At 67.6% G+C, this 21590-nt stretch carries 18 protein-coding genes; 10 read left to right on the top strand and 8 right to left on the bottom strand.

Features of this window, described 5'->3' with window-relative positions; translation table 11 throughout:
- Positions 1 to 499: 499 nt before the first annotated feature.
- From CKO43_RS04250 to CKO43_RS04220, 7 genes are all read left to right on the top strand, one after another.
- Entirely contained in the window at positions 500 to 1093 is a 594-nt protein-coding gene (locus CKO43_RS04250) for a hypothetical protein (RefSeq protein WP_200377931.1), read from the top strand.
- 75 nt (positions 1094 to 1168) lie between these two features.
- Positions 1169 to 1756 (top strand): hypothetical protein, encoded by a 588-nt coding sequence (locus CKO43_RS04245; RefSeq protein ID WP_200377930.1) that lies wholly within the window; start codon positions 1169 to 1171, stop codon positions 1754 to 1756.
- Between the two features lie 163 nt (positions 1757 to 1919).
- Complete coding sequence (locus tag CKO43_RS04240; protein WP_200377929.1) at positions 1920 to 3959, top strand: ATP-binding protein; 2040 nt, start codon at positions 1920 to 1922, stop codon at positions 3957 to 3959.
- A 28-nt stretch (positions 3960 to 3987) separates the two neighbouring features.
- Positions 3988 to 4287, top strand: coding sequence for an addiction module antidote protein (locus CKO43_RS04235; RefSeq protein WP_200377928.1), 300 nt, complete (start codon positions 3988 to 3990; stop codon positions 4285 to 4287).
- Between the two features lie 47 nt (positions 4288 to 4334).
- Positions 4335 to 4538, top strand: a complete 204-nt coding sequence (locus tag CKO43_RS04230; protein WP_200377927.1) for a type II toxin-antitoxin system VapB family antitoxin — start codon at positions 4335 to 4337, stop codon at positions 4536 to 4538.
- A gap of 641 nt (positions 4539 to 5179) precedes the next feature.
- Positions 5180 to 5575, top strand: coding sequence for a hypothetical protein (locus CKO43_RS04225; RefSeq protein WP_200377926.1), 396 nt, complete (start codon positions 5180 to 5182; stop codon positions 5573 to 5575).
- Positions 5576 to 6992: 1417 nt separating this feature from the next.
- Entirely contained in the window at positions 6993 to 7895 is a 903-nt protein-coding gene (locus CKO43_RS04220) for an amino acid ABC transporter substrate-binding protein (protein ID WP_200377925.1), read from the top strand.
- Here CKO43_RS04220 and CKO43_RS04215 read toward each other — a convergent pair.
- From CKO43_RS04215 to CKO43_RS04190, 6 genes are all read right to left on the bottom strand, one after another.
- A complete protein-coding gene (locus CKO43_RS04215) occupies positions 7892 to 8713 on the bottom strand; it encodes a purine-nucleoside phosphorylase (RefSeq protein WP_200377924.1) in 822 nt (273 codons plus the stop codon). The genes CKO43_RS04220 and CKO43_RS04215 overlap by 4 nt on opposite strands.
- The gene (locus tag CKO43_RS04210) at positions 8710 to 9123 is read right to left on the bottom strand and encodes a cytidine deaminase (RefSeq protein WP_200377923.1); all 414 of its coding nucleotides are present in this window, start codon (positions 9121 to 9123) and stop codon (positions 8710 to 8712) included. Before CKO43_RS04210 ends, CKO43_RS04215 begins: the two co-directional genes overlap by 4 nt.
- Positions 9123 to 10091: an ABC transporter permease subunit gene (locus CKO43_RS04205; RefSeq protein ID WP_200377922.1), complete on the bottom strand. Its 969-nt coding sequence runs from the start codon at positions 10089 to 10091 to the stop codon at positions 9123 to 9125. The genes CKO43_RS04210 and CKO43_RS04205 overlap by 1 nt, the downstream gene beginning before the upstream one ends.
- The gene (locus CKO43_RS04200; protein ID WP_200377921.1) at positions 10084 to 11190 is read right to left on the bottom strand and encodes an ABC transporter permease; all 1107 of its coding nucleotides are present in this window, start codon (positions 11188 to 11190) and stop codon (positions 10084 to 10086) included. The genes CKO43_RS04205 and CKO43_RS04200 overlap by 8 nt, the downstream gene beginning before the upstream one ends.
- Positions 11191 to 12082: 892 nt before the next feature.
- Positions 12083 to 13630 (bottom strand): ABC transporter ATP-binding protein, encoded by a 1548-nt coding sequence (locus CKO43_RS04195; protein ID WP_200377920.1) that lies wholly within the window; start codon positions 13628 to 13630, stop codon positions 12083 to 12085.
- Positions 13630 to 14598, bottom strand: a complete 969-nt coding sequence (locus CKO43_RS04190; RefSeq protein WP_200226962.1) for a BMP family lipoprotein — start codon at positions 14596 to 14598, stop codon at positions 13630 to 13632. Before CKO43_RS04190 ends, CKO43_RS04195 begins: the two co-directional genes overlap by 1 nt.
- Before the next feature lie 109 nt (positions 14599 to 14707).
- Here CKO43_RS04190 and CKO43_RS04185 point away from each other — a divergent pair, with 109 nt between their 5' ends.
- Complete coding sequence (locus CKO43_RS04185) at positions 14708 to 15760, top strand: adenosine deaminase family protein (protein ID WP_200377919.1); 1053 nt, start codon at positions 14708 to 14710, stop codon at positions 15758 to 15760.
- On the opposite strand, the gene CKO43_RS04180 is transcribed toward CKO43_RS04185, so the two are convergent.
- Together CKO43_RS04180 and CKO43_RS04175 are read right to left on the bottom strand one after the other, a co-directional pair.
- A complete protein-coding gene (locus tag CKO43_RS04180) occupies positions 15757 to 16719 on the bottom strand; it encodes a BMP family lipoprotein (protein ID WP_200377918.1) in 963 nt (320 codons plus the stop codon). The genes CKO43_RS04185 and CKO43_RS04180 overlap by 4 nt on opposite strands.
- 2 nt (positions 16720 to 16721) lie before the next feature.
- The gene (locus CKO43_RS04175) at positions 16722 to 18932 is read right to left on the bottom strand and encodes a TonB-dependent receptor (RefSeq protein ID WP_200377917.1); all 2211 of its coding nucleotides are present in this window, start codon (positions 18930 to 18932) and stop codon (positions 16722 to 16724) included.
- Positions 18933 to 19084: 152 nt separating this feature from the next.
- Here CKO43_RS04175 and CKO43_RS04170 point away from each other — a divergent pair, with 152 nt between their 5' ends.
- Both CKO43_RS04170 and CKO43_RS04165 read left to right on the top strand, forming a co-directional pair.
- The gene (locus CKO43_RS04170) at positions 19085 to 20353 is read left to right on the top strand and encodes a GTP cyclohydrolase II (RefSeq protein WP_200377916.1); all 1269 of its coding nucleotides are present in this window, start codon (positions 19085 to 19087) and stop codon (positions 20351 to 20353) included.
- On the top strand, positions 20346 to 21590 hold the full coding sequence (locus tag CKO43_RS04165) for a DUF1688 family protein (RefSeq protein ID WP_200377915.1): 1245 nt from the start codon (positions 20346 to 20348) through the stop codon (positions 21588 to 21590). Before CKO43_RS04170 ends, CKO43_RS04165 begins: the two co-directional genes overlap by 8 nt.

Below are 21590 nucleotides of genomic sequence, written 5' to 3'. Positions count from 1 at the left end.
GTTGGGTGTCGGGGTGGAGTTTGACACCGGGGGGTGGCAGGGAGGTTGATGGCGCGGTGGGTTGGTTCGGCTTGCCTTTTGTTTGGCTTCGCGTGGCGTTGCGTCGGTGCTTATCGCGTGCGAGCGCCGAGGCGTGCCACGGCCGCCGGGTGGCCGGTTCCGGTCATGTCCCCCGGCCCGGCTGCGCCGGGCCTCCTCCTAATACTTCCCTACACCGGCCACCCGACGTCCGCGGCAGGGCTTGCGGGGGCTGTTCGCTGGGCGTGCCGACCTCCCCCCGAAGGCGGGCGGTAGGCTTGGCGGGCCCGTTGGGGCGGCTCAGAATCAGCTGTAACCGACGACGCTTGTGGTGGCGATTTACGCCCGTGCTGCAAGTGACCTAGGTGCGGGAATATCAGCACGGCAAGGGATTGTTCATCGTCCGGTATGTCTTCTTCTCCAGCGTTGGATTTGATATGCGGCGTTTGAGTGCCGTGTATAACAATAGTTAGGAATCGGCATGGATACCCCTGAAGACGTTGCGCGAGATGAAGCAATCGCCGACCTTGTCGACGAAGCCATCGAGGAGTTCACTTTGGAGCGTTTGCGTTCGTACTATCTGGCGCACCCGAAGTTGGCAATTCCAGCATTCGCGATGTATGACGAAGCTCTCGCGTCGCTTGCTGTGTCCAAGTCGGCAGCACTTGTTCTCTGTACGACCGCGATTGAACTCGGACTGAAGGTCACCCTCCTCAGGCCAGTCGTTTATGGATTGGTTCACAACGAGTCGGTGGCCGATCTCGTGTCTGATCTAGTTGCAAAGCAGAGCGGCTATGACCGATTTATGCCACTGCTTGCGCGGGTTGTTTCAGAATATGGCGGTATTGACCTCGATGTCCTTAAAATGGAGGGTCACGCAACGACAATTTGGGAGGAGATCAAGATTATTCAGGCGAAGAGAAACGCGGTGGTCCATCAAGGAGTTCCTGCGACGCTGGACGACGTCACCTTGGCTCTGCAAATCGGTGGCTATGTGCTGGGCATGTTTCTATCGTCTGTGCTTAAGAGGTTCGGTCTTGCGCTCGATAAAAAGATGGTCATTGCTAATGTCTAACACCTCATTCGAGATGGTCGCTATGCCAGCTATCCTGGTCCGCACCCATCAATTCGGGTATTAAGCTCCTCGTGTATGGAAAGCTCCGAAAACTTCGATGATCCAGGACCTGGCGTCGATCGATTTCTCAGTGTGATCACCCCAAAAATGGGAGATCCGACCTACTCCGTTTTGCGCGCGCACCTGCTCTTCGAAGAGCTGTTGCGGGATTTTGTTGCCAAACAGTTTGTCCATCCTACTGCGTTACAAGGGGCTCGGCTGAGTTTCGCGCAACTGCTCGCTATAGGGCGAGCTGCTGCTGTAACGCTTGAGCCAAACGATTGGCGCTGGGCGGCTCTTGATAAGCTAAATCGCCTCAGAAACCTGCTTGCGCATAACATTGAGGCCGAGGTTGTCACAGACAAGGTGCAAGCTTTGATCAGTTTTGCTGTGCGCGAAGTCGGAATCCCTCTTCCCGAGCCTCAGGCCAAAATGCCAGCGGATGCCCCGGTCCCTGTAAGCGGGCCGCGCTACACCGCACTCGATATGGTGCTTTGCGGCCTACACACTCAGCTCGCCGCGCTACTGGGTTTTGACGCAAAGGTTCGGCTTGCGACGGAGGTGCTGCGGGATTCGCTCGTTGCTAAAAATCTTGGTAAAAAACTACCGCCTCGCTACGACTAAATTGGGGTGGCACATAATGGCCAATGCTTCCAGGAATGTCGGTGAATTTTGGCGGTAGAGCTATGACGGTAGGTCGTGGATGCGGAGCCGACACACAATCCGACGCCTCTCGCCACATCGATACTTGTATGGTTCACCAGCAGCGCAAGACTGAGGAGATACGATGAACGAGCAACTGGCGGAGCAAAGCGGCCCTCGGTTCGTCCACGTTGAGGCACAAGCCGATCACCTTGAGTCATTGGCCCGCGGAAAACCGGTCACCGCACTAGCTGAACTCATTTGGAACGCGCTGGATGCCGACGCGGACCGTGTGCGCATCAGCGTGGAAGATAACGAGCTAGGTAGTCCGACTGCTATTGAAATCGCAGACAACGGCAACGGCATCACCATGGGGGAGGCTGAGCGTGCGTTTGGAAATCTCGGAGGCTCGTGGAAGCGTGACCGACGCCTGACGCCTCGCGCAAAGAAGAAGATGCACGGGCGCGACGGCAAGGGAAGATTTAAAGCATTCGCCCTTGGGCATGACGTGATCTGGGACACCGTTTATCTGACAGAAGACGATAGACCTTTTCACTACGTGATCCGTGGCAACGCGACGCGCTTGCAAGACTTCGAGATAGGAGTTGCCGTGCCAGCTCCCGCAGGAAAGACGCGCGGGACGCGGGTGCGAATCTCGAAGGTTATCGAGCCGCTGGGAGTATTCTCTCATGACGGGTCGGCGGTGCGCCAACTCGCAGAATTATTTGCTCTGTACCTTCGAAACTATCCAAGTACAGACATCCTTTTCCGCGGCCAGCGCATTGACCCAAAGTCGGTGCAGAAGAGCCATGACACCGTTGATATCCCTCCGGTCCGCGCTTCAGATGGAACAGAGATCCGCGCGAAGTTAGACATCGTCGAATGGAGTTTCTCGAAGAAGGAAAGGCGTATCTGCCTATGTGACAATGAAGGCTTTGCCTTGCATGAAGTCGAAGCTGGGATCCGCCCGGGTAGTGAATTTAACTTTACGGCCTACCTTCGGTCTGACTATATCTCTGGACTTCACAACGACAATCTGCTCGCTCTTGAAGAATTAAACGCTGATCTGCGACGCCTTATCGAGGATGCTCGCGATGCGCTTCGCGCGCACTTCCGTCGAAGAAAGGCCGAAACTGCAGGCGAACTTGTTCAGCAGTGGAAGGACGAGGGCGTTTACCCGTTCGCTGGCGAGGCCATGGACAGCGTCGAGAAGGCCCGACGCGAAGTTTTTGACATCTGTGCGCTGAACGTTCACCAGTACATTGACTCGTTCAGAGAGGGGCCAAGCAAGGACCGTCAGTTCACGCTGAGGATGCTAAAGGCAGCGCTCGACGAGAATCCAGAGTCGTTGAAGCGGATTCTCACGGACGTACTCGATATGCCGAAGGAGCGTCAGACCGAATTGGCCGACCTACTTCAGTACACCACACTCTCTGCAATCATTGAAGCTAGCAAGATGGTGACTGACCGGCTTCAGTTTCTGGCAGGGCTTCATGAACTGCTATTTCAACCCGATTTGAAACAATCGTTGAAGGAGCGGACTCAGCTTCATCGAATGCTCGAAGGCGAGACATGGATCTTTGGCGAGGAATACCTGCTTACGAATAGCGATGAGAATCTCAATACTGTGCTGCGGAAGCAACTTGAGAAGCTTCGCCCGACGGACCGAAAGCCCAAGAAGCAGGCTCCCGTAGTCCGAGACGATGGATCCGAGGGCGTCATTGATCTCTTGCTTGCCCGCGAAGTCCCCGCATATGCGAAGACCCGGCGTGAGTTCCTTGTTGTCGAGTTGAAGCGTCCTTCGCAGCGAATCGACCTGGAAGTCAAAGCGCAAGTTGAAAGCTACGCCCTCGCGGTTGCTTCAGATGAACGATTCGACAAACAGAACACTTACTGGACCTTCTTGGCAGTGTCGAACGAAATGACAGACGACGCCGCAAGAACGGTGAGGCAACAGGGAAAGGCCATCGGATTTTTCCACGATGAACCGCAGTTGAAGATTGGCCTCGCAACTTGGAGCGAGATCCTCGGCGCTTCGCGGGCTCGTCTTGAAGCCTTTAGGCAGAAACTCGACTACACGGCTACGAAGGACGATGGCATAGCCCTCCTGCACACCAAGTACTCTCAGTACATGCCCAAGGCCAGTCGAGAAGGCGGGGACGAGGGCTTCCGGTCGGCCGTATAACATTCGACTTCCGACTCTAGGGCGACTCGTGACCAAGACCGGACCACCGCTGAAGCTGGTCGACCTCGACGCCGCGCGCTACCTCGACAATGACGACGCTATCGCCGAGTACCTGTCGGCCGCGCTCGAAGCGAACGACCCCGACTTCCTGCTGCTGGCGCTGAGCGACGTCGTGCGTGCCAAGGGCATGACGCAGGTCGCCCGCGACGCCGGCCTGAGCCGTGAGAGCCTGTACAAGGCTCTGGCGCCGAGCGCCAAGCCGCGTTTCGAGACCGTCGCGAAGCTCGTGCGTGCGTTGGGGCTGGAGTTCAAGGCCTTGCCTCGCTGAACGCGCTGCACCACACCAAAGCGAACCGTTCGACGGGAGCACCTCGAATGGCCACGAACCTCGCCATCGACCCCGAACTGGTCGAACGCGTCTTCCGCCTCAGCGGCGAGCCGACTCCGGATGCGGCGGTGAATCTCGCCCTGAAGGAGTTCATTGCCCGGCGAGAGCAAGCGCGGGTGACAGGCCTCTTCGGCAAACTCGATCGGGACCCCGGCTACGACCACAAGCCCGAACGCAACCGAAAGCAGTGAGCCTGTCGGCGGCCTGCGCCTTCCTCGCGCGCGGCCCGCGCATCGGCTTCTTGATGGCGCCGCACCTCCGCGCCGCCAGCCGGTCGTCGGGGCGTGTCCCGGAGTGAAGTATTAGGAGGAGGGCGGGCGCAGCCCGCCCGGGGGACATGAACGCAGGGACACGCCCCGTCGGCCGGCTCCCCGCCACCGCCCGTGCCTGGGGGTCTGCGCGAAGCTGATGCCGAACTCGGCGAGCAGGCCGCGGATGAACGGCGTGGACGCGCCTGCCGCGGGCCACTGGACAGGACGCCGGGATGAGCCGGACCGTCGTTCCGGACTTCTGCGGCTGTCCTCGTGGCAGGCCGCTGGTGCGGCCGTGCCGTCGTGGCGGTGCCGGGTCCGAGCGCGAGGCGCGCGGCCGAGTGCGCGAATCGGGAAAGAGCACCGGCGTGGCTATGACGCGTCGATAGGCGGCAACACGGCATCCGCAGTCCGGCGTCCTCCACAGCGCAGCGGATGTCGCAGCAGGGGCGCCACCTTACATTGCCCCATCACGCCTGCAGCGCGGCAGGTTTAGTCCAACATGGTTTATCTGCCGCGCCATGCTGGCACGCGCCGGGCGGGTTTGCTCGGCGGCAGAGCAACGCTATTCGTTAGGCCTCATGCACCGCACAGCAGCTGCAATAGCAGCAACCGCCGAAGGCGCCCTGTATCTTGCCCTTTTTCTCTACGCTACCTCAAGAGTGACGGGAGGGCTGAGTGGTGTTGTTGCAATAATTGTCATTTCGTATGGCTGGCTATTTCTTTGGCTCCGCGTCTGGGCGACCTTATGGGTGGCAACCGCGTTGCTGCCGAAGGAGGGGATCGAGCACGCATTTGTTTCTTGCGTTGGCGGGTACTTTACTTCGCTTGCGCTGATGGCTGCGATTGGCGCAAGTGGGGGTTGGAAGAGATGGTGGCCTTTGGTGGCCGGAACCGCACTTTCTCATATTCTTGGGGCAACTCTTCTGTTTCTTTGGAGTAGGAAGAAAAGTGTGTCAGAAGCAACGCCGAGATGAGGCCTCCATCGAGCGGCTGTCTTACAGCCGGCTTCGCCGTCTGCGCGCCGCTGCTCATGTCGAGCGTTGGCGTCGCAGATGAACGTCGCGCTACTGAGGCTTCTTCTGCCTCTTGCGGCGGCTGCTCTATGCGGGTGCATCGGGTCTGCGCCGCAGCACCGGGACGCCGGCCATGCATGCCAAAGACCCATTGGATCAGCCCGTTTGAGCACTGACGGAGATTTGATTCTTCAACTAATTGCGGAAGGTCCGAGGGGCGCAGTTGGGGATGCGATTGTTCGTGTTCCGCGCTCGGATCCGAAGTTCTCTGAGTACATTCGACACATAGGTAACCTTCGTGACCGAGAAGAGAAGCCCGTACTGCCTTGGGACTGCAATGTCGATTAAGGCGGCGGGAAATATTTCTGCAGGGACTTCCCGCCGAGTCAACACGCGATAGCTCCGGTAAATCGTCTTCTGGCTACTTTTTTCAACGATGTCGCCGCTGACTTGGAGCGAATGGCGAAGTTTCTCCAAAGCACTCCGCAGCATGAGCGCTAACCCGGCGCGCAACCCCGCTCGTTTCGCTCTCTGGACGCTGCGCGATATGGCCGTGCAGCGCCGGTTAGCTCTTCGCTCCCGCCGCGCGGATTTCCTCAGCGACAGATATACGTTATTCGCACCTATCGGCTCGCCATAATGAAATCCGGCGCCGCCACGAAGTCCCAGTCAAGCCTCCTCCGTTATTGGGTGGTCGGGTTTGGTGTCTTGGTCATCGCAACTCTTGGGCTTTGGCCGAAAACCCCGGTGCGACCTCAAGGCGCACTCGCACAAGACATGGGATTTGAGCTACGAGGGCTCTCCGCGCAACTCGGTACACAAGTAATACCTGACGGCTGCACGATGGGCGTTGGCTGCCAAGTGGCTCCATTTTCACTGGAAGCTGCAAGAGAGCGATTAGTAGCGCAGGGCTGGAAGCCGACTGAAAATCCACCGTTGGCCAGTACTTCAGCGCACGCAGCGTTTACCAAGGGCAATCGCTACCTGAGCCTCGATGCAAATTCGCCTCAGAAACTCTGGGCGCTATCCATGCGAGCCCACCGCGAGTGATTCCCCTCTACCGGGACGTTCGCCGCGAGTCGAGCGCCGCGCACCCCCGCGCCTCCAAGCCGGTCGTCGGGGCGTGTCCCGGAGTGAAGTATTAGGAGGAGGGCGGGCGCAGCCCGCCCGGGGGACATGAACGCAGGGACACGCCCCGGCGGCCGGCTCCCCACCACTGCCGGCGGACGTGCACCACGCTGAACCCCAGCCAGCACTGAGCAATCGGTCACGCCCCAACGAACCCACAGCCGCCCCGCAACCCCTGCTGGTCATGGGATGGACGCCTTCCGAGATTTACCATCTCGCCCTCCCCAGATGCCCCGAAAGACGGCCCCCCATGGCGTCCCTGCGTTTCGGCCGGCTGGCAGCCATCACGCTGCTCGCGGCCTGCGGTGTTGCGAGTGCCCAAACCCCGGGCGACACGCTCAGCCGCCTCAAGTCCACCAAGACCATCACCCTGGGCGTGCGCGAAGCGGCGCGGCCTTTCTCCTACCTCGACGAGAACAAGCGCCCGGTTGGCTACACGGTCGACCTGTGCCTGGCCGCGGTCGATGAGCTCAAACGCGAGCTGAAGCTGCCTGAACTGCAGGTCCAGTTCAAGGTGGTCAGCGGCGCCGACCGCATCCCCAAGCTGCTGGCGCGCGAGATCGACCTCGAGTGCGGCTCCACCACCAACACCAAGGCGCGCCAGGCGCAGGTGGCATTCAGCTACACGATGTTCGTCGCCACGATGCGCGTGCTGACGCCCAAGGACCTGAACGTCGGCTCGCTGCGCGACCTCGACGGCCTGCCGGTGGCGCTGAGCAAGGGCACCACCTCGGAGAAGCTGTTCACCAAGCTCGCCGAAGGCGAGGTCAACCTCAAGCTCCAGACCTTCCCGAACAACGCCGAGGCCTACGCCGCGCTGAAGGCGGGCAAAGTGCGTGCGTTTGCGCAGGACGACTCGCTGCTGCAGGGCCTGGCCTTCGCCGACGGCGCCGCCGACAAGTACACGCTCAGCACGCTGGCGCTGTCGGTCGAGCCCTATGGCGTGATGGTGCGCAAGGACGACCCCGCGCTGCTGGCCTCCGTCGACCGAACGCTCGCCCGGCTCTACACCAGCGGCGAGATCGATGCGCTCTACCGCAAGTGGTTCGACACCGAACGCCTGCGCATCCGCATGAGCCGGATGACACGCGACGGCTTCGTGCGCCCGAACAAGGAGCCCGGCGTCGCGATGGTGCTGGGCTACCAGCTCTAGCCGGCACGCCCCAGCCGCGGCAGCAGCGCCGCCAGCAGCCGCGCGGCGTCGGCCGCGCCGCCACGCGCCACCGCCATCGTGTGCTCGTGGCTCAGCGTTTCGGCCGACAGGCCGGCGGCCATGTTGGTGAACATCGACAGCCCCAGCACCGCCAGCCCGGCATGGCGCGCCAGGATGGTCTCGGGCACCGTGCTCATGCCGACCGCCTGCGCGCCCAGCAGCGCCAGCATGCGGATCTCCGCCGGCGTCTCGAACTGCGGCCCCAGCACCCAGGCGTAGACACCTTCGGGCAGCGGTATGCCGGCCGCGGCCGCCGCCGCGCGTGCCTGCTCGCGCAGCGCCGGGTCGTAGGCCCGGCCCATGTCGACGAAGCGGTCGTTGCCCGGCTCGCCGTGCAGCGGCGTGCGCTGCACCACGTTCAGGTGGTCGGCGATCAGCATCAGCGAGCCCGGCGGCATCACCGCGTCCAGGCTGCCGGCGGCGTTGGTCAGCACCAGCGTGCGGCAGCCGGCCGCCGCCAGCGTGCGGATCGCGCCCTTCATGCCCGCCGGGTCGCCGTCTTCGTAGGCGTGTTTGCGCCCGCGCAGCAGCCACACCGGCCGGCCGCCCACCGTGCCGGCCCGCAGCACGCCGGCATGGCCGGCGACCGCCAGCCGCGGGAAGGCCGGCAGTTCGGCGTAGGGCAGGTCGACCGGGTCCTCGACGAGTGCGGCAATGCCGTCCCAGCCGCTGCCCAGCACGACGGCGATGTCGGGCGCGGGGCCCAGCGCGGCCAGGCGGCGCACGCTGGCATCGATGGCGGCAGCAAGGTTGATCATGCGGATGTCTCCAGGTGGCCCGGGCCGAAGCTCGCGGGCAGCAGTTCGCCAAGCGTGAAGCGGGCATGCACGCTGTCCAGGTCGGCGCTCCAGACGGGGCAGTCGTCGGCCGCGAACTCGCGCAGCTTCTGGCGGCAGCCGCCGCAGGGTGTCAGCGGCCGCGGCGCGACGCCGACGACCACCAGGCCCAGCACGCGCCGGCCGCCGGCCGCGACCATCGCCGCCAGTGCCGAGGTCTCGGCGCACCAGCCCTGCGGGTAGGCGGCGTTCTCGACGTTGCAACCGGCGTGCACGCGGGCGTGTTCGTCCAGCAGTGCGGCGCCGACCGCGAAGCCCGAGTAGGGCGCGTAGGCCCGCTCGCGCACCGCGCGCGCGGCGGCCAGCAGCCGCGCCAGCGTCTCGTCGTCCATCAGCGCTCCTTCACGTAAGCCCGGCCCAGCGCCGCCGGCGCACGCGAGCGGCCGACGAAACCGGCCAGCAGCGCCACCGTCGCCAGGTAGGGCAGCGCCTGTATCGCCTGCACCGGCACCGCGCCGATGCCGGGCAGCGCCACACCCTGCAACCGGATCGACACCGCGTCCAGAAAGCCGAACAGCAGGCAGGCGACGAGCGCGCCGGCCGGGTGCCATTTGCCGAAGATCATCGCCGCCAGCGCCATGTAGCCGCGGCCCGCGGTCATGTTCGGGATGAAGGACGGGTTCTGCGCCAGCACCAGCGAGCACCCGGCCAGCGCCGACAGCGCGCCGTTGAGCCCCAGCGCCTGGTAGCGCAGCCCGGCCACCGACAGCCCGGCGGCGTCGACCATCGCCGGGTTCTCGCCGACGGCGCGCAGCCGCAGCCCGAAACGCGTGCGCCACAGCAGCCACCAGACGGCGGCCACCAGCGCCAGCGCGCCGTAGACCAGCAGCGTGTGGCCGAAGAAGGCCAGCGCCAAGCCCGGCCCGACCAGCGGCAGCCGCGCCACCGCCTCGCTCGCCGCCGTGAACCACGGCCCCAGCCGCACCGCGTCGTCCAGCGGCGGCGTCTGCCCGCCCATCTGGAACCAGGCCAGCCCGAGCACGACGGTGGCGCCGGCGGCGCTCATCGTGACGGCCATGCCGAAGACGACCTGGTCGCCGCCGTGCGTGACGCAGGCATAACCCTGCAGCATCGACAGCGCCACGCCGACCAGCAACGCCACGGCGATCGCCGCCGGCAGCGACTGCGTCACCGCGCCGGTGGCGGCGGCGGCGAAGGCGGTCGCGAGCATCTTGCCTTCCAGCCCCAGGTCGATGACGCCGGCACGTTCGGACAGCAGCCCGGCCAGCGCGCACAGGATCAGCGGCACCGACACCCGCAGCGTGCTCGCCACCAGCGAGCCGATCGCCAGTTCATCCACCGCCGGCCCTCCTGCCGAACACCCGCGCCAGCGCCGGCGCGCCCACGCGTGACATCGCCCCGGCGAACAGCACCACCAGCCCCTGCAGCAGCACCACCATGTCGCGCGAAAAACCCGGCAGCTCGAACGCGAGTTCGGCCCCGCCCTGGTAGAGCGCGCCGAACAGCAGCGCAGCCAGCACCACGCCGACCGGGTGGTTGCGCCCGATCAGGCTGACCGCGATGCCGACGAAGCCGGCGCCGGCGACGAAGTCCGGCAGCAGCCGCCCGTGCACGCCGGCGATCTCGTTGACGCCGACCAGCCCGGCCAGCGCCCCCGACACCGCCATCGCCAGCAGGATGGTCGGCCGCGGCCGCATGCCGGCGTAGCGTGCCGCTTCGGGCGCGAAGCCGACGGCGCGCAGCGCATAACCGGCACGCGACTTCCACAGCAGCGCCCAGACGCCGACCGCGGCGGCCGCGGCCAGCAGCAGCGACAGGTTCAACGGCGTCTTCGGCCACTCGATGCCGACCAGCGCCAGCGCCTCGTGCACGCCGGGCATGTGCGCCGAATCCGCGAAGGCGGCGCTTTCGGGCGTCATGTTGCCGGGCTCCTTCAGCGGCCCGACCAGCAGCCAGCCCAGCAGCGCCGCGGCGACGAAGTTGAACATGATGGTCGTGATGACGACGTGGCTGCCGCGCCAGGCCTGCAGCGCGCCCGGCACCGCGGCCCAGGCGCAGCCGGCGGCGGCGGCGGCCAGCACCATCAGCGGCAGCATCACCCAGGCCGGCAGTGCCGGCGACCAGGCCAGCGCCACCAGCCCGGCGCCCAGCCCGCCCAGCATCGCCTGGCCTTCTGCGCCGATGTTGAAGAGCCCGGCGTGATACGCCACCGCCACCGCCAGCCCGGTGAAGACGAAGGTGGTCGCGTAATACAGCGTGTAGCTCAGCCCCACCGGGCTGCCGAAGGCGCCCTTGGCCAGCAGCGCCATCACCTGCAGCGGGTCGAAGCCGACGAGCTTCATCACCAGCCCGGCGACGAACAGCGCTGCGGCCAGGTTCAGCAGCGGCAGCACGGCGAGGTCGACCCAGCGGGGGAGGTCGGTGGGGCGGGTGCTCATGTTTGTTCCCCGCTGGATCGGTGGGGCTGTGTGCACACGTCCGTCACCGGCTGCGCGTCCGCGCCCGGGCGGGGCGTGCCGCTGCGTTCATGTCCCCCGGGCGGGCAAGCCCGCCCTCCTCCTAATACTTCACTCCGCGACACGCCCCACCCGGGCGCTCGTTCACTGCCGGTGGTGGGCAGGCCGGTGGTGGGGCCCGGCTCGCTGTTGCCTCGGCTTGGCTGGAGCGGGTTGCATACGTGCGGCGCCGGCTGCGCGTCCGCGCCCGGGTGGGGCGTGCCGCTGCGTTCATGTCCCCCGGGCGGGCAAGCCCGCCCTCCTCCTAATACTTCACTCCGCGGCACGCCCCACCCGGGCGCTCGCTCACTGCCGGTGGTGGGCAGGTAGGTGGTGGGTCCCGGCTCGCTGTTGCCTCGGCTTGGCTGGAGCTGGCTGCCCACGTGCGACGCCGGCTGCGCGTCCGCGCCCGGGCGGGGCGTGCCGCTGCGTTCATGTCCCCCGGGCGGGCAAGCCCGCCCTCCTCCTAATACTTCACTCCGCGACACGCCCCACCTGGGCGCTCGTTCACCGCAGGTGGCGGACAGACAGGTGGTGCGCCACCGCTCGTTGTGGGCACGGCAGGGGGCGGCCGACGGAGGCGACTGTCGGCGGCGAGCAGCGCAGGGCTTGCGGGTGGCGCGCGTCAGCGCGCATCGTGATCTGACTCGCAGCGCACTGTTTGAGCGGAGCTCACGCAGTGAGCGCAGCGAGTTGCGCAGCGCACCCGCAAGACCGAGCAGCGCAGCGGAGTCGGCCCGCAGGGCCGACCGCCGAGGAGGAGCCGCCGGCGGCTGCCCCCTGCCGTGCCGCGCGCCAATGCCGGCATGATGTCCGCGGACGAGCACAACAACTCTCACCGAAGCGCCCCCCCCATCAACCGCCCCAGCGCCGCCTCGCTGCACTCGGCGATCGGCAGCTCGCCGGCGATGCGCCCGCCGGCCATCACCAGCACACGGTCGGCCAGCGCCAGGATCTCGTCGAGTTCGGACGACACCACCAGCAGCGCCGCGCCGGCGTCGCGCAGGGAGCGCAGGCGGCCGTGGATGAATTCGATCGCGCCGATGTCGACGCCGCGTGTCGGCTGGCCGACCAGCAGCACCTGCGGGCCGCGCCAGGTCTCGCGCGCCAGGATCAGCTTCTGCTGGTTGCCGCCGCTGAAAGCTGCCGAGCGCAGAGCCAGGTCACGCGGGCGCACGTCGTAGGCCTCCATCATCGTGGCGCAGTCGGCCTGCATCGCGCTCGCCTGCATCCAGCCGCCGCGGCTGTAGGCCTGCTGCTGGCCGAGTGCCGCCGACTCCCAGGCCGGGAAGGGCAGCACCAGGCCGCGTGCGTGGCGGTCCTCGGGCACGTGGGCCAGGCCCAGCTCGCGTGCACCCGCGGCGTCGAGCCAGTGCGCTGGCGTGAAGCGGCGGCCGGCCAGCGTCAGTTCGCCGTCCTGCGGCACCAGCAGCCCGGCGAGTGCGTCCAGCAGCTCGCCCTGGCCGTTGCCCGAGACCCCGGCGACACCGACGATCTCGCCGGCGCGCAGCGCCAGCGACACGCCGTCCAGCCGTGGCACGCCCAGTGCGTCGCGCCAGCACAGGCCGCGTGCGTTCAGCAGTTCGGCGCCCAGGGCATGCGCCGGCGCGGCCTCGTCGCGGCCCAGCTGCACGCGACGGCCGACCATCGCTTCGGCCAGCCCGTCCAGGCTGGTGTCGGCGATCTTGCAGTCCAGCACCACACGGCCGGCGCGCATCACCGTCACCGCGTCGCACAGCGCCAGGATCTCGCCCAGCTTGTGCGTGATCAGCAGCACCGTGGTGCCACGCTCGCGCAGCCGCGCCAGCGTCGCGAACAGCTGCTCGGTCTCCTGCGGCGTCAGCACCGCGGTCGGTTCGTCCAGGATCAGGATGCGCGCGCCGCGCACCAGCGCTTTCAGGATCTCCAGCCGCTGGCGTTCGCCCACCGGCAGCTCGGCCACCGTCGCGTCCAGGCGGACTTGCAGGCCGGTCTCGGCGATCAGCGCGTCCAGCTTCATGCGCAGCGCGGCGCGCGCGCGGCCCAGGTGCCAGCCGTCCTCGGCGCCGAGCAGCACGTTGTCGAGTGCGCTCAGCGTCTCCACCAGCATGAAGTGCTGGTGCACCATGCCGATGCCGAGTGCGATCGCGTCGCGTGCGCTGGCGATGCGCGCCGGCCGGCCGTCGACCTCGATCGTGCCCTCGTCGGCCGGGTGGAAGCCGTAGAGGATGGCCATCAGCGTGCTCTTGCCGGCGCCGTTCTCGCCGACGATGCCGTGCACGCTGCCCGCTGCCACCGTCAGGTCGACGCCGTCGTTGGCCTGCACCGCGCCGAAACGTTTGGCGATGCCGCGCATGCACACCGCGGCCGGGGCGCCGCGGTCCGGGGGAGACGGCTGCGGCATCAGCGGCAGGCGTTGTTCGCCATGTAGTCGACGACCTTCAGCCGCCCGGCGACGATGTCGGCACGCGCCGCGTCCAGGCGCTGCTTCATCGCCGGCGTCACCAGGCGCGCGTTGTGTTCGTCGATCGCGACGTCGACGCCGCCTTCCTTCAGGCCGAGCGCGGTGATGCCCGGCGTCACGCCGTTGAAGGCGTTGAAGACGGCGACGTCCACACGCTTGACCATCGAGGTCAGCATCGTGCCGGGGTGCAGATGGTTCTGGTTGCTGTCGACGCCGATCGCCAGCTTGCCGGCGTCGCGCGCCGCCTGCAGGATGCCGACACCGGTGGCGCCAGCCGCGGCGAAGACGACGTCGGCGCCCTGCGCGAACTGGGCGCGCGCCAGTTCGGCGCCGCGTGCCGGGTCGTTCCAGGCCGAAGGCGTGGTGCCGGTCATCGCCGCCAGCACCGTCACCTTGGGGTTGGCGTAGCGGGCGCCCTGCTCGTAGCCGCACTGGAACTTGCGGATCAGCGGGACGTCCATGCCGCCGACGAAACCCAGCGTGCCGCTCTTGCTGGCCAGCGCCGCCATCAGGCCGACGAGGAAACTGCCCTCGTGCTCCTTGAAGACGATGCTCTGCACATTGGGCAGCGCGACGACGGCGTCGACGACGACGAAACGCTGCTTCGGGAAGTCGCGCGCCACCTTGTCTATCGTGCTGCCCTGGGCGAAGCCGATGCCGACGATGGGGTCGGCGCCGCGTTCGGCCATGCGGCGCAGCGCCTGTTCACGCTGCGCCGGGTTGGTGACGGCGAACTCCAGGTAGGGCTTGCCGCTCTGCTGCTTCCAGCGCTCGGCGCCTTCATAGGCCGACTGGTTGAACGAGCGGTCGAACTTGCCGCCCATGTCGTAGACGACGGCCGGTGCGGCGACGGCGCCGCCCACGGCGACGACGCAGGCCGCGAACGCGGCGAGGGATCGGATCGGCATGGCGGCTAGGGGGCTGGCGTGGAGGCGGGCAGGATACAAGACAGCTTGTAGCAAGAGCCGAGCCTCGGTCGACGAACCGGCACGGGCCTTGCTGGACAAGCCCCAAGCCATGCACGACCCCGAAACCCCCCAGGCCCAGGCCCTGCCCAAGGTACTGCTGCACGAGCACCTGGACGGTGGCCTGCGTGTGGCGACGCTGTACGAGCTGCTGCAGCGCCGCGGCCTGGCGGTGCCGGCGGCCGATCTCGCCGCGCTCGAGACCTGGTTCGACACCAACGCCCACGCCGGCAGCCTGCCCAAGTACCTCGAAGGTTTTGCGCTGACGGTGGCGGCGATGGCCACGCCCGAGGCGCTGGCGCGTGTCGCCTACGAAGCCGCCGAGGACGCGCGTGCCGACGGTGCGCTGCTGGCCGAGTTCCGCGTCGCGCCGCTGCTGTTCGAGGCCCACGGCGTCGACGGCGACGCCGCGGTCGAGGCCATCGCCGACGGCCTGCGGCGTTCGCCGCTGCCCTCGGGGCTGATCGTCTGCGCGATGCGCCAGCTGCCCGAGGTGCAGACCTTCCGCGCGCTCGAACTGGCGCTGCGCTGGCAGGGCCGCGGCGTCGTCGGTTTCGACCTCGCCGGCCCCGAACACGGCCACCCGCTGACCGACCACGCCGACGCGCTGGCTGCGGCGCGGGCCGCCGACCTGCCGCTGACGCTGCACGCCGGCGAAGCCGACGGCGCCGACCGTGTGCTCGAAGCGCTGCAGCTGGGTGCGCGCCGCGTCGGCCACGGCGTGCGCCTGGTCGACGTGCTGTCCGACCCGGCGCGTGTCGCCTGGCTGGACACGGTGCGCGACGCCGCGCTGCACCTGGAGGTCTGCCCGACCAGCAACGTGCACACCGGCGCCGCGGCCTCGGTCGCGGCGCACCCGATCACGGCGCTGTGGCGCGCCGGCGTGAGCCTGAGTTATCACACCGACAACCGGCTGATGTCCTGCCTGAGCCATTCGTCCGAAGCCGCGGCGCTGCTGCGCGAGACGCCGCTGGCGAGCAGCGACCTGCTGGCGATGGCGGTGCAGGCGGCGCGCCATTCCTTCCTCGGCGCCGACGCCCGCGCGGCGGCCGAGATGCAGGTGCGTGCGTTCGCCGCTTCGGCGGGGCTGGCGCTGCCCGACTAGCGGCAGGCGCCGGCGACGGTGTAGTCGATCACCTTCAGCTTGCCGGCGACGATGTCGGCCTTGGCCTGGTCGACCTTGGTTTTCATCGCCGGCGTGATCAGCTTGGCGTTGTACTGGTCGAGCGCGTAGTCGACGCCGCCTTCCTTGAGCCCCAGCACCGTCACGCCCGGCTGCACGCCCTTGAAGGCCTGGTAGACCGCCAGGTCCACACGCTTGACCATCGAGGTCAGCATCGTGCCCGGGTGCAGGTGGTTCTGGTTGCTGTCGACGCCGATGGCGTAGATGCCGGCGTCCTTGGCCGCCTGCATGATGCCGAAGCCGGTGCTGCCGGCAGCGCTGAAGACGACGTCCACACCCTGGGCGATCTGCGCCTTGGTGAGTTCGGCGCCGCGCGGCGGGTCGGTCCAGGCGGCGTTGGTGCTGCCGGTCATCGCCGACAGCAGCTGCACCTTCGGGTTGGCGTACTTCGCGCCCTGCTCGTAGCCGCAGAGGAACTTGCGCACCAGCGGGATGTCCTGGCCGCCGACGAAACCGACCTTGCCGGTCTTGCTGGCCAGCGCCGCCAGCATGCCGACGAGGAAGCTGCCTTCGTGCTCGCGGTAGACGAAGCTCTGCACGTTGGGCAGGTTCACCACCATGTCGACGATGGCGAAACGCTGCTTCGGGAAGTCCTTGGCCACCTTCTCGATGGCCGAGGCCTGCGGGAAACCGACGCCGACCACCGGGTCGGCGCCGCGTTCGGCAAAACGCCGCGCCGCCTGCTCACGCTGCGCGGCGTTGGCGATCTCGAACTCGAGATACGGCTTGCCGGTCTCCTTCTTCCACTGCTCCGCGCCCCTCCAGGCCGCCTCGCCGAAAGACTTGTCGTTCTTGCCGCCGAGTTCGTAGATCACCGCCGGCTGCGCGCCGGCGGCTGCCGCCGCGGCGAGCGTCGCGGCGGCCAGGAGGAAACGTTTCATCGTCAGAAGCTGGCTTTGAACTGCAGGCCGAAGGTCCGCGGGTCGTTGATGAAGCCGGTGCGGTTGTTGAAGTCGATGCCGCCGACGACACGCACCTGGTCGGTCAGGTTGCGCACGAAGGCCGCGGCATCGTACTTCCCGTTGCCCCAGGTGTAGCCGACGCGCAGCCCGCCTTCGAGCAGCGCCTTGCCGGTGAACTCCTTGGACTCGTAGAGGAAGAAGTTGACCTCGCTGCGGTAGGCCCAGTCGGTGAAGACGTAGACGTCGCCGGCGCCCAGCGGCTGGGTGTACTTCAGCGTGAAGCTCACCGTGCGCTTGGGCGCCTGCGGCAGCGCATTGCCGTCGATCAGCGCCTTGCCGTCGGCGTTCAGCGGGTCGGTCACCGTGCACTGGGCGCAGGTCGCGACCGCGAGGTTCTTGTCCTTGATCTCGGTGTCGTTGTAGCCCACGCCCAGCGTCGCCAGCAGGTTCTCGGTGAGGTAGGCCTGCAGGTCGAGCTCGAAGCCCTGGCCGGTGGCCTTGTCGGCGTTGAGCAGGATGTTGGAGTTGGCGGCACCGCCGACGGCGGTCAGCTGCTGGTCCTTGACGGTGTAGCGGAAGACGTTGAAGCCGACACGTGCGCGGCGCTCGAACAGGTCGGCCTTGACGCCGGCCTCGAACGAGGTATTCGTCTCGGGTTTGGCGATCGACTGGCCGTTGAAGGCGCCGGCGCCCTGCACGCTGCTGGCGCGGAACCCCGTGGCGGCGCGTGCGTAGAGGTTGATGTCCTTGGCGAGCGTGTAGGTTGCGCTCAGGTCCCAGCTCGCCTTGTTGTCGTGCGTCGTCGCCGAGGTGTCGTCCAGCGTCTCCAGGCCGCCCGAGTACTCGAGCACGTCGAAGTCTTTCTTGTCGCGCGTGTAGCGCAGCCCGGCGCGCAGCGACAGCGCCGGTGTCGCCTGCCAGGTCGTGGCGCCGAAGACGGCCCAGGCGTCGTTCTTCTGGCGCGAGCGTTCGTAGGCGTTCTGCGGGTTGCCGGCGGTCGTCGAGTCGTAGCCGAAGCTCTCGAACTCGAAGTTTTCGTGGAACAGGAAGACGCCGGCCTGCCAGCCGATCGCCGCCTTGCCGTTGGACTCGACGCGGAACTCCTGCGTCCACTGGTCGTGCGTCGGGATGCCGTCGGCGGTCTCGGACTGGAAGAAGATGACGCCCGGCCCAGTGGTCGTGCCGCCGTCGATGTCGCCGCGGCTGTAGGTCTTCACCGTCTCGTAGCCGGTCACCGAATGCAGCGTCACGCTGCCCAGGTCCCAGCGCAGCCGCGCGCTGCCGCCGTAGTTCTGCAGCTCGGAGTGGTTGACGCCGTTGATCGAGATCTTGTCCGGGTCGAAGCCGCCGACCAGGTCGTTGCTGCCCAGCTTGATGATGTTGGCGCGGAACAGCCGCGCCGAGCCGTCGAAGTCGCGGGCGTGCAGGTTGAAGAGCGCGCTGAAGTCTTTCGTCGGCTGCGTCTTCCACTGCAGGCGCACGGCGCTGTCGCGGTAACCCTCCAGGTCCTGCGTCGGGCCGTCCTCGAAGGTGTTCTCGACCCAGTCGCTGCGCGTCTGGTTCAGCACCGACACACGCAGCGCCGAGGTTTCGGAGGTCGGCACGTTCAGCGCGCCTTCCAGGTTGACGGTGTTCCAGGTGCCGTAGGACAGGCTGCCGTAGCCCTCGAAGCGCTGCGTCGGCGCGACCGAGTCGAACTTGACGACGCCGGCCGGCGTGTTGCGGCCGAAGAGCGTGCCCTGCGGGCCGCGCAGCACTTCCACCCGTTCCAGGTCGAAAGCCGGGAAGCCCTTCAGGATCGGGTTCTCCTGGACGACGTCGTCGTAGACCAGCGAGACCGGCTGCGAGGCGTTGAGGCGGAAGTCGGTGTTGCCGTAGCCGCGGATGTAGAAACGCGGGAAGGCGCGGCCGAAGGAAGACTCGATGTTCAGGCTGGGCACACGCGCCGACAGCATGCGGATGTCCTGGCCGCTGGTGTTCAGCACCTCCAGCGTCTCGCCCTGCAGCACGCTGACCGAGTTCGGCACTTCCTGGATGTTCTCCAGGCGGCGCTCGGCGGTGATGTTGATCGTCTGCAGCTTGCCGGCTTCGGCCGCTTCGCTGCTGTCCTGTGCCGATGCACCGAGGTGAAGCGCGGCGATCGCGGCCGCTGCGATGGCGTGGTGCGCAGGCGCACGCGGGTATCCAGGCATGTTCCCTCCGGTGGTGGTTTGTGACGAGGCGTTGCGCAAGCGGCGTGCCATGCCGCGGCACGGGCTTTGCGCGTGCCGGCGCGAATGACGCCGGCGGCGTACGCTCGCATGCTCCCTTCCGTTCGCCAAGCCCTGGTCCGAGGATCGCCACGATGCCCGTCGAATCCGCACCACAGCCCGCCGCCCGCCACATCCGCCTGACCTCGCACCCCGGCCAGGGCCCGGCCGGCGCGCCGGCCATCCGCTGGGGCGCGGCCGATGCGCAGGAGCGCGGCCCGCTGGTCGGCACGACGACGAACCGCGGCCAGCGCAACGTCATCGGCACGCACAGCGGCAGCTACGGCGTCTACCGCGCGCTCGCGGTCGCCGCCGGCAACCTGCCGCGTGGGCACCGCGCCGACCTGACGAACACCGCCCCGACCGACCCCGTCGGCCCGCACCCGCAGTGGAGCGATGCCGAGCGCATCGTCTCGATCGACCCCTGGGGCGCGAGCGTGCAGCAGGTCTACGCCGGGCAGCTGGCGCGCGGCTACGACATCCGGCCGACGATCGCGGTGACCCAGGCCCATGTGCACCTGCCCGAGATCCGCCAGGCCCTCGCCTTCCAGCGCCTGGCGGTCGACGGCCGTGTCCTGCTGGCGGACGGCAGCGCCGCGGTGACCAAGATCGCCGTCGAGCCGGTCTGGTGGCTGCCGGGCGTCGCGCGCCGTTTCGGCGTCGCCGAAGCCGAGCTGCGGCGTGCGCTGTTCGAGGAGACCGGCGGCATGTACCCCGAGCTCGTCACGCGCAGCGACCTGGAGGTCTTTCTGCCGCCGATCGGCGGCCAGACGCTCTACGTCTTCGGCGACCTGCACGACCTGGCCAGGCCCGAGGTGACGCTGACCGCGCGTGTGCACGACGAATGCAACGGCTCCGACGTCTTCGGCTCCGACATCTGCACCTGCCGGCCCTACCTGACGCACGCGATCGAGGAGTGCATCCAGGGCGCGCAGGCCGGCGGCGTGGGCCTGATCGCCTACAGCCGCAAGGAGGGGCGGGCGCTCGGCGAGGTGACCAAGTTCCTGGTCTACAACGCGCGCAAGCGCCAGGAAGGCGGCGACCGCGCCGACAAGTACTTCCTGCGCACCGAATGTGTCGCCGGCGTGCAGGACATGCGTTTCCAGGAGCTGATGCCCGACGTGCTGCACTGGCTGGGCATCCGCCGCATCCACCGCCTGGTCAGCATGAGCAATGACAAGTACGACGCGATCACCGGCAGCGGCATCGAGGTCGGCGAACGGGTGCAGATCCCCGACGCGCTGGTGCCGGCCGACGCAAGGGTCGAGATCGAGGCCAAGATCGCCGCCGGCTACTTCACGCCCGAGGGGCGTGTGCCCTCCGAACATGACCTGGCCCAGGTGAAGGGACGTTTGTTTGACTGAAATTCTGGCGACACTGCGCGACCCGGCGACGATCAGGCTGCGTTGCGCGGCCATCACACAGGCGGTGGCCGACGACCGGTCGGGCTGGTTCCGGCTCGACCGCTCGCGGCTGGACGAGGTTGCCGAGCGCGTCGCGGCGCTGACGCGCGAGCGCTTCCCCGACGGCCGCATCCCCTTGCACAGCCGCTGGCGCCACTTCGAGGCCGGCGGTGTCGACCGGCGCGCGCTGCTCGACGCGTCGCTGGCCGGCGTGACGACGGCCGAGCGGGCGCGCGCCTACTTCGACCTCGTCGTCGTCAGCGTGCTGCTGGATGCCGGCGCCGGCCCGGCCTGGTCCTGGCGCGAAGGCGAGGGCGACGGCGCGACACGCTATTCGCGCTCCGAGGGCCTGGGGGTCGCCAGCTTCCGCGCTTTCCTGGCCGGCGCTTTTGCCTTCGACGCTGCCGAGCCGCTGCGTGCCGATGCCGCGGCGCTGCGGCGGCTGGATGCCGCCGCGCTGGGTGCGATCTTCCAGGTGACGCCGACGAACACGATGGTCGGGCTCGACGGCCGCGCCGCGCTGCTGGTGCGGCTGGGCGAGACGCTGGCGGCCGAAAGCGGACGCAGCGGTTTCGAGTCGCGCCCGGGGCTGCTTTACGACCAGCTCGTCGCCGGCGGCCGCGACGCGGTGACGGCGTCCGAGATCCTGGGCCTGCTGCTGCGTGTGCTGGCGCCGGTCTGGACCAGCGGCAGTTCGGTCGCCGGCCAGCGCGCCGGCGACGTCTGGCCGCACCGTTTCGCCGACGCGTCCGCACCCGGCGGCGGCATCGACCGGCGCACGCCCGGCTGGCTGCCGCTGCACAAGCTGAGCCAGTGGCTGGCCTATTCGCTGATCGAGCCGCTGCAGTGGTGCGGCGTGCGTGTCACCGGGCTGGACGCTCTGACCGGCCTGCCCGAATACCGCAACGGCGGCTTGCTGATCGACGCCGGCGTCGTCGTGCCGCGCGATCCACGCAGCCTGGCGATGCGCTGGAAACCGTCGGACGAGTTCGTCATCGAGTGGCGCGCGCTGACGGTGACGCTGCTCGACGAAGTCGCCGAACGGGTGCGCGCGCGCCTGGGGCAGAGCGCCGAACAGCTGCCGCTGGCCTGCGTGCTCGAAGGCGGTACCTGGGCCGCCGGGCGCCAGATCGCGCTCGAACGCCGCGCCGACGGCTCCCCGCCGGTGGCCATCGACAGCGACGGCACGATCTTCTGA

This window comes from Rubrivivax gelatinosus, from assembly GCF_016583785.1.
Classification (GTDB): Bacteria; Pseudomonadota; Gammaproteobacteria; order Burkholderiales; family Burkholderiaceae_C; genus Rubrivivax; species Rubrivivax gelatinosus_B.
Note: the sequence above shows the minus strand (reverse complement) of the source record. Positions and strands in the feature narration are given on the sequence as shown.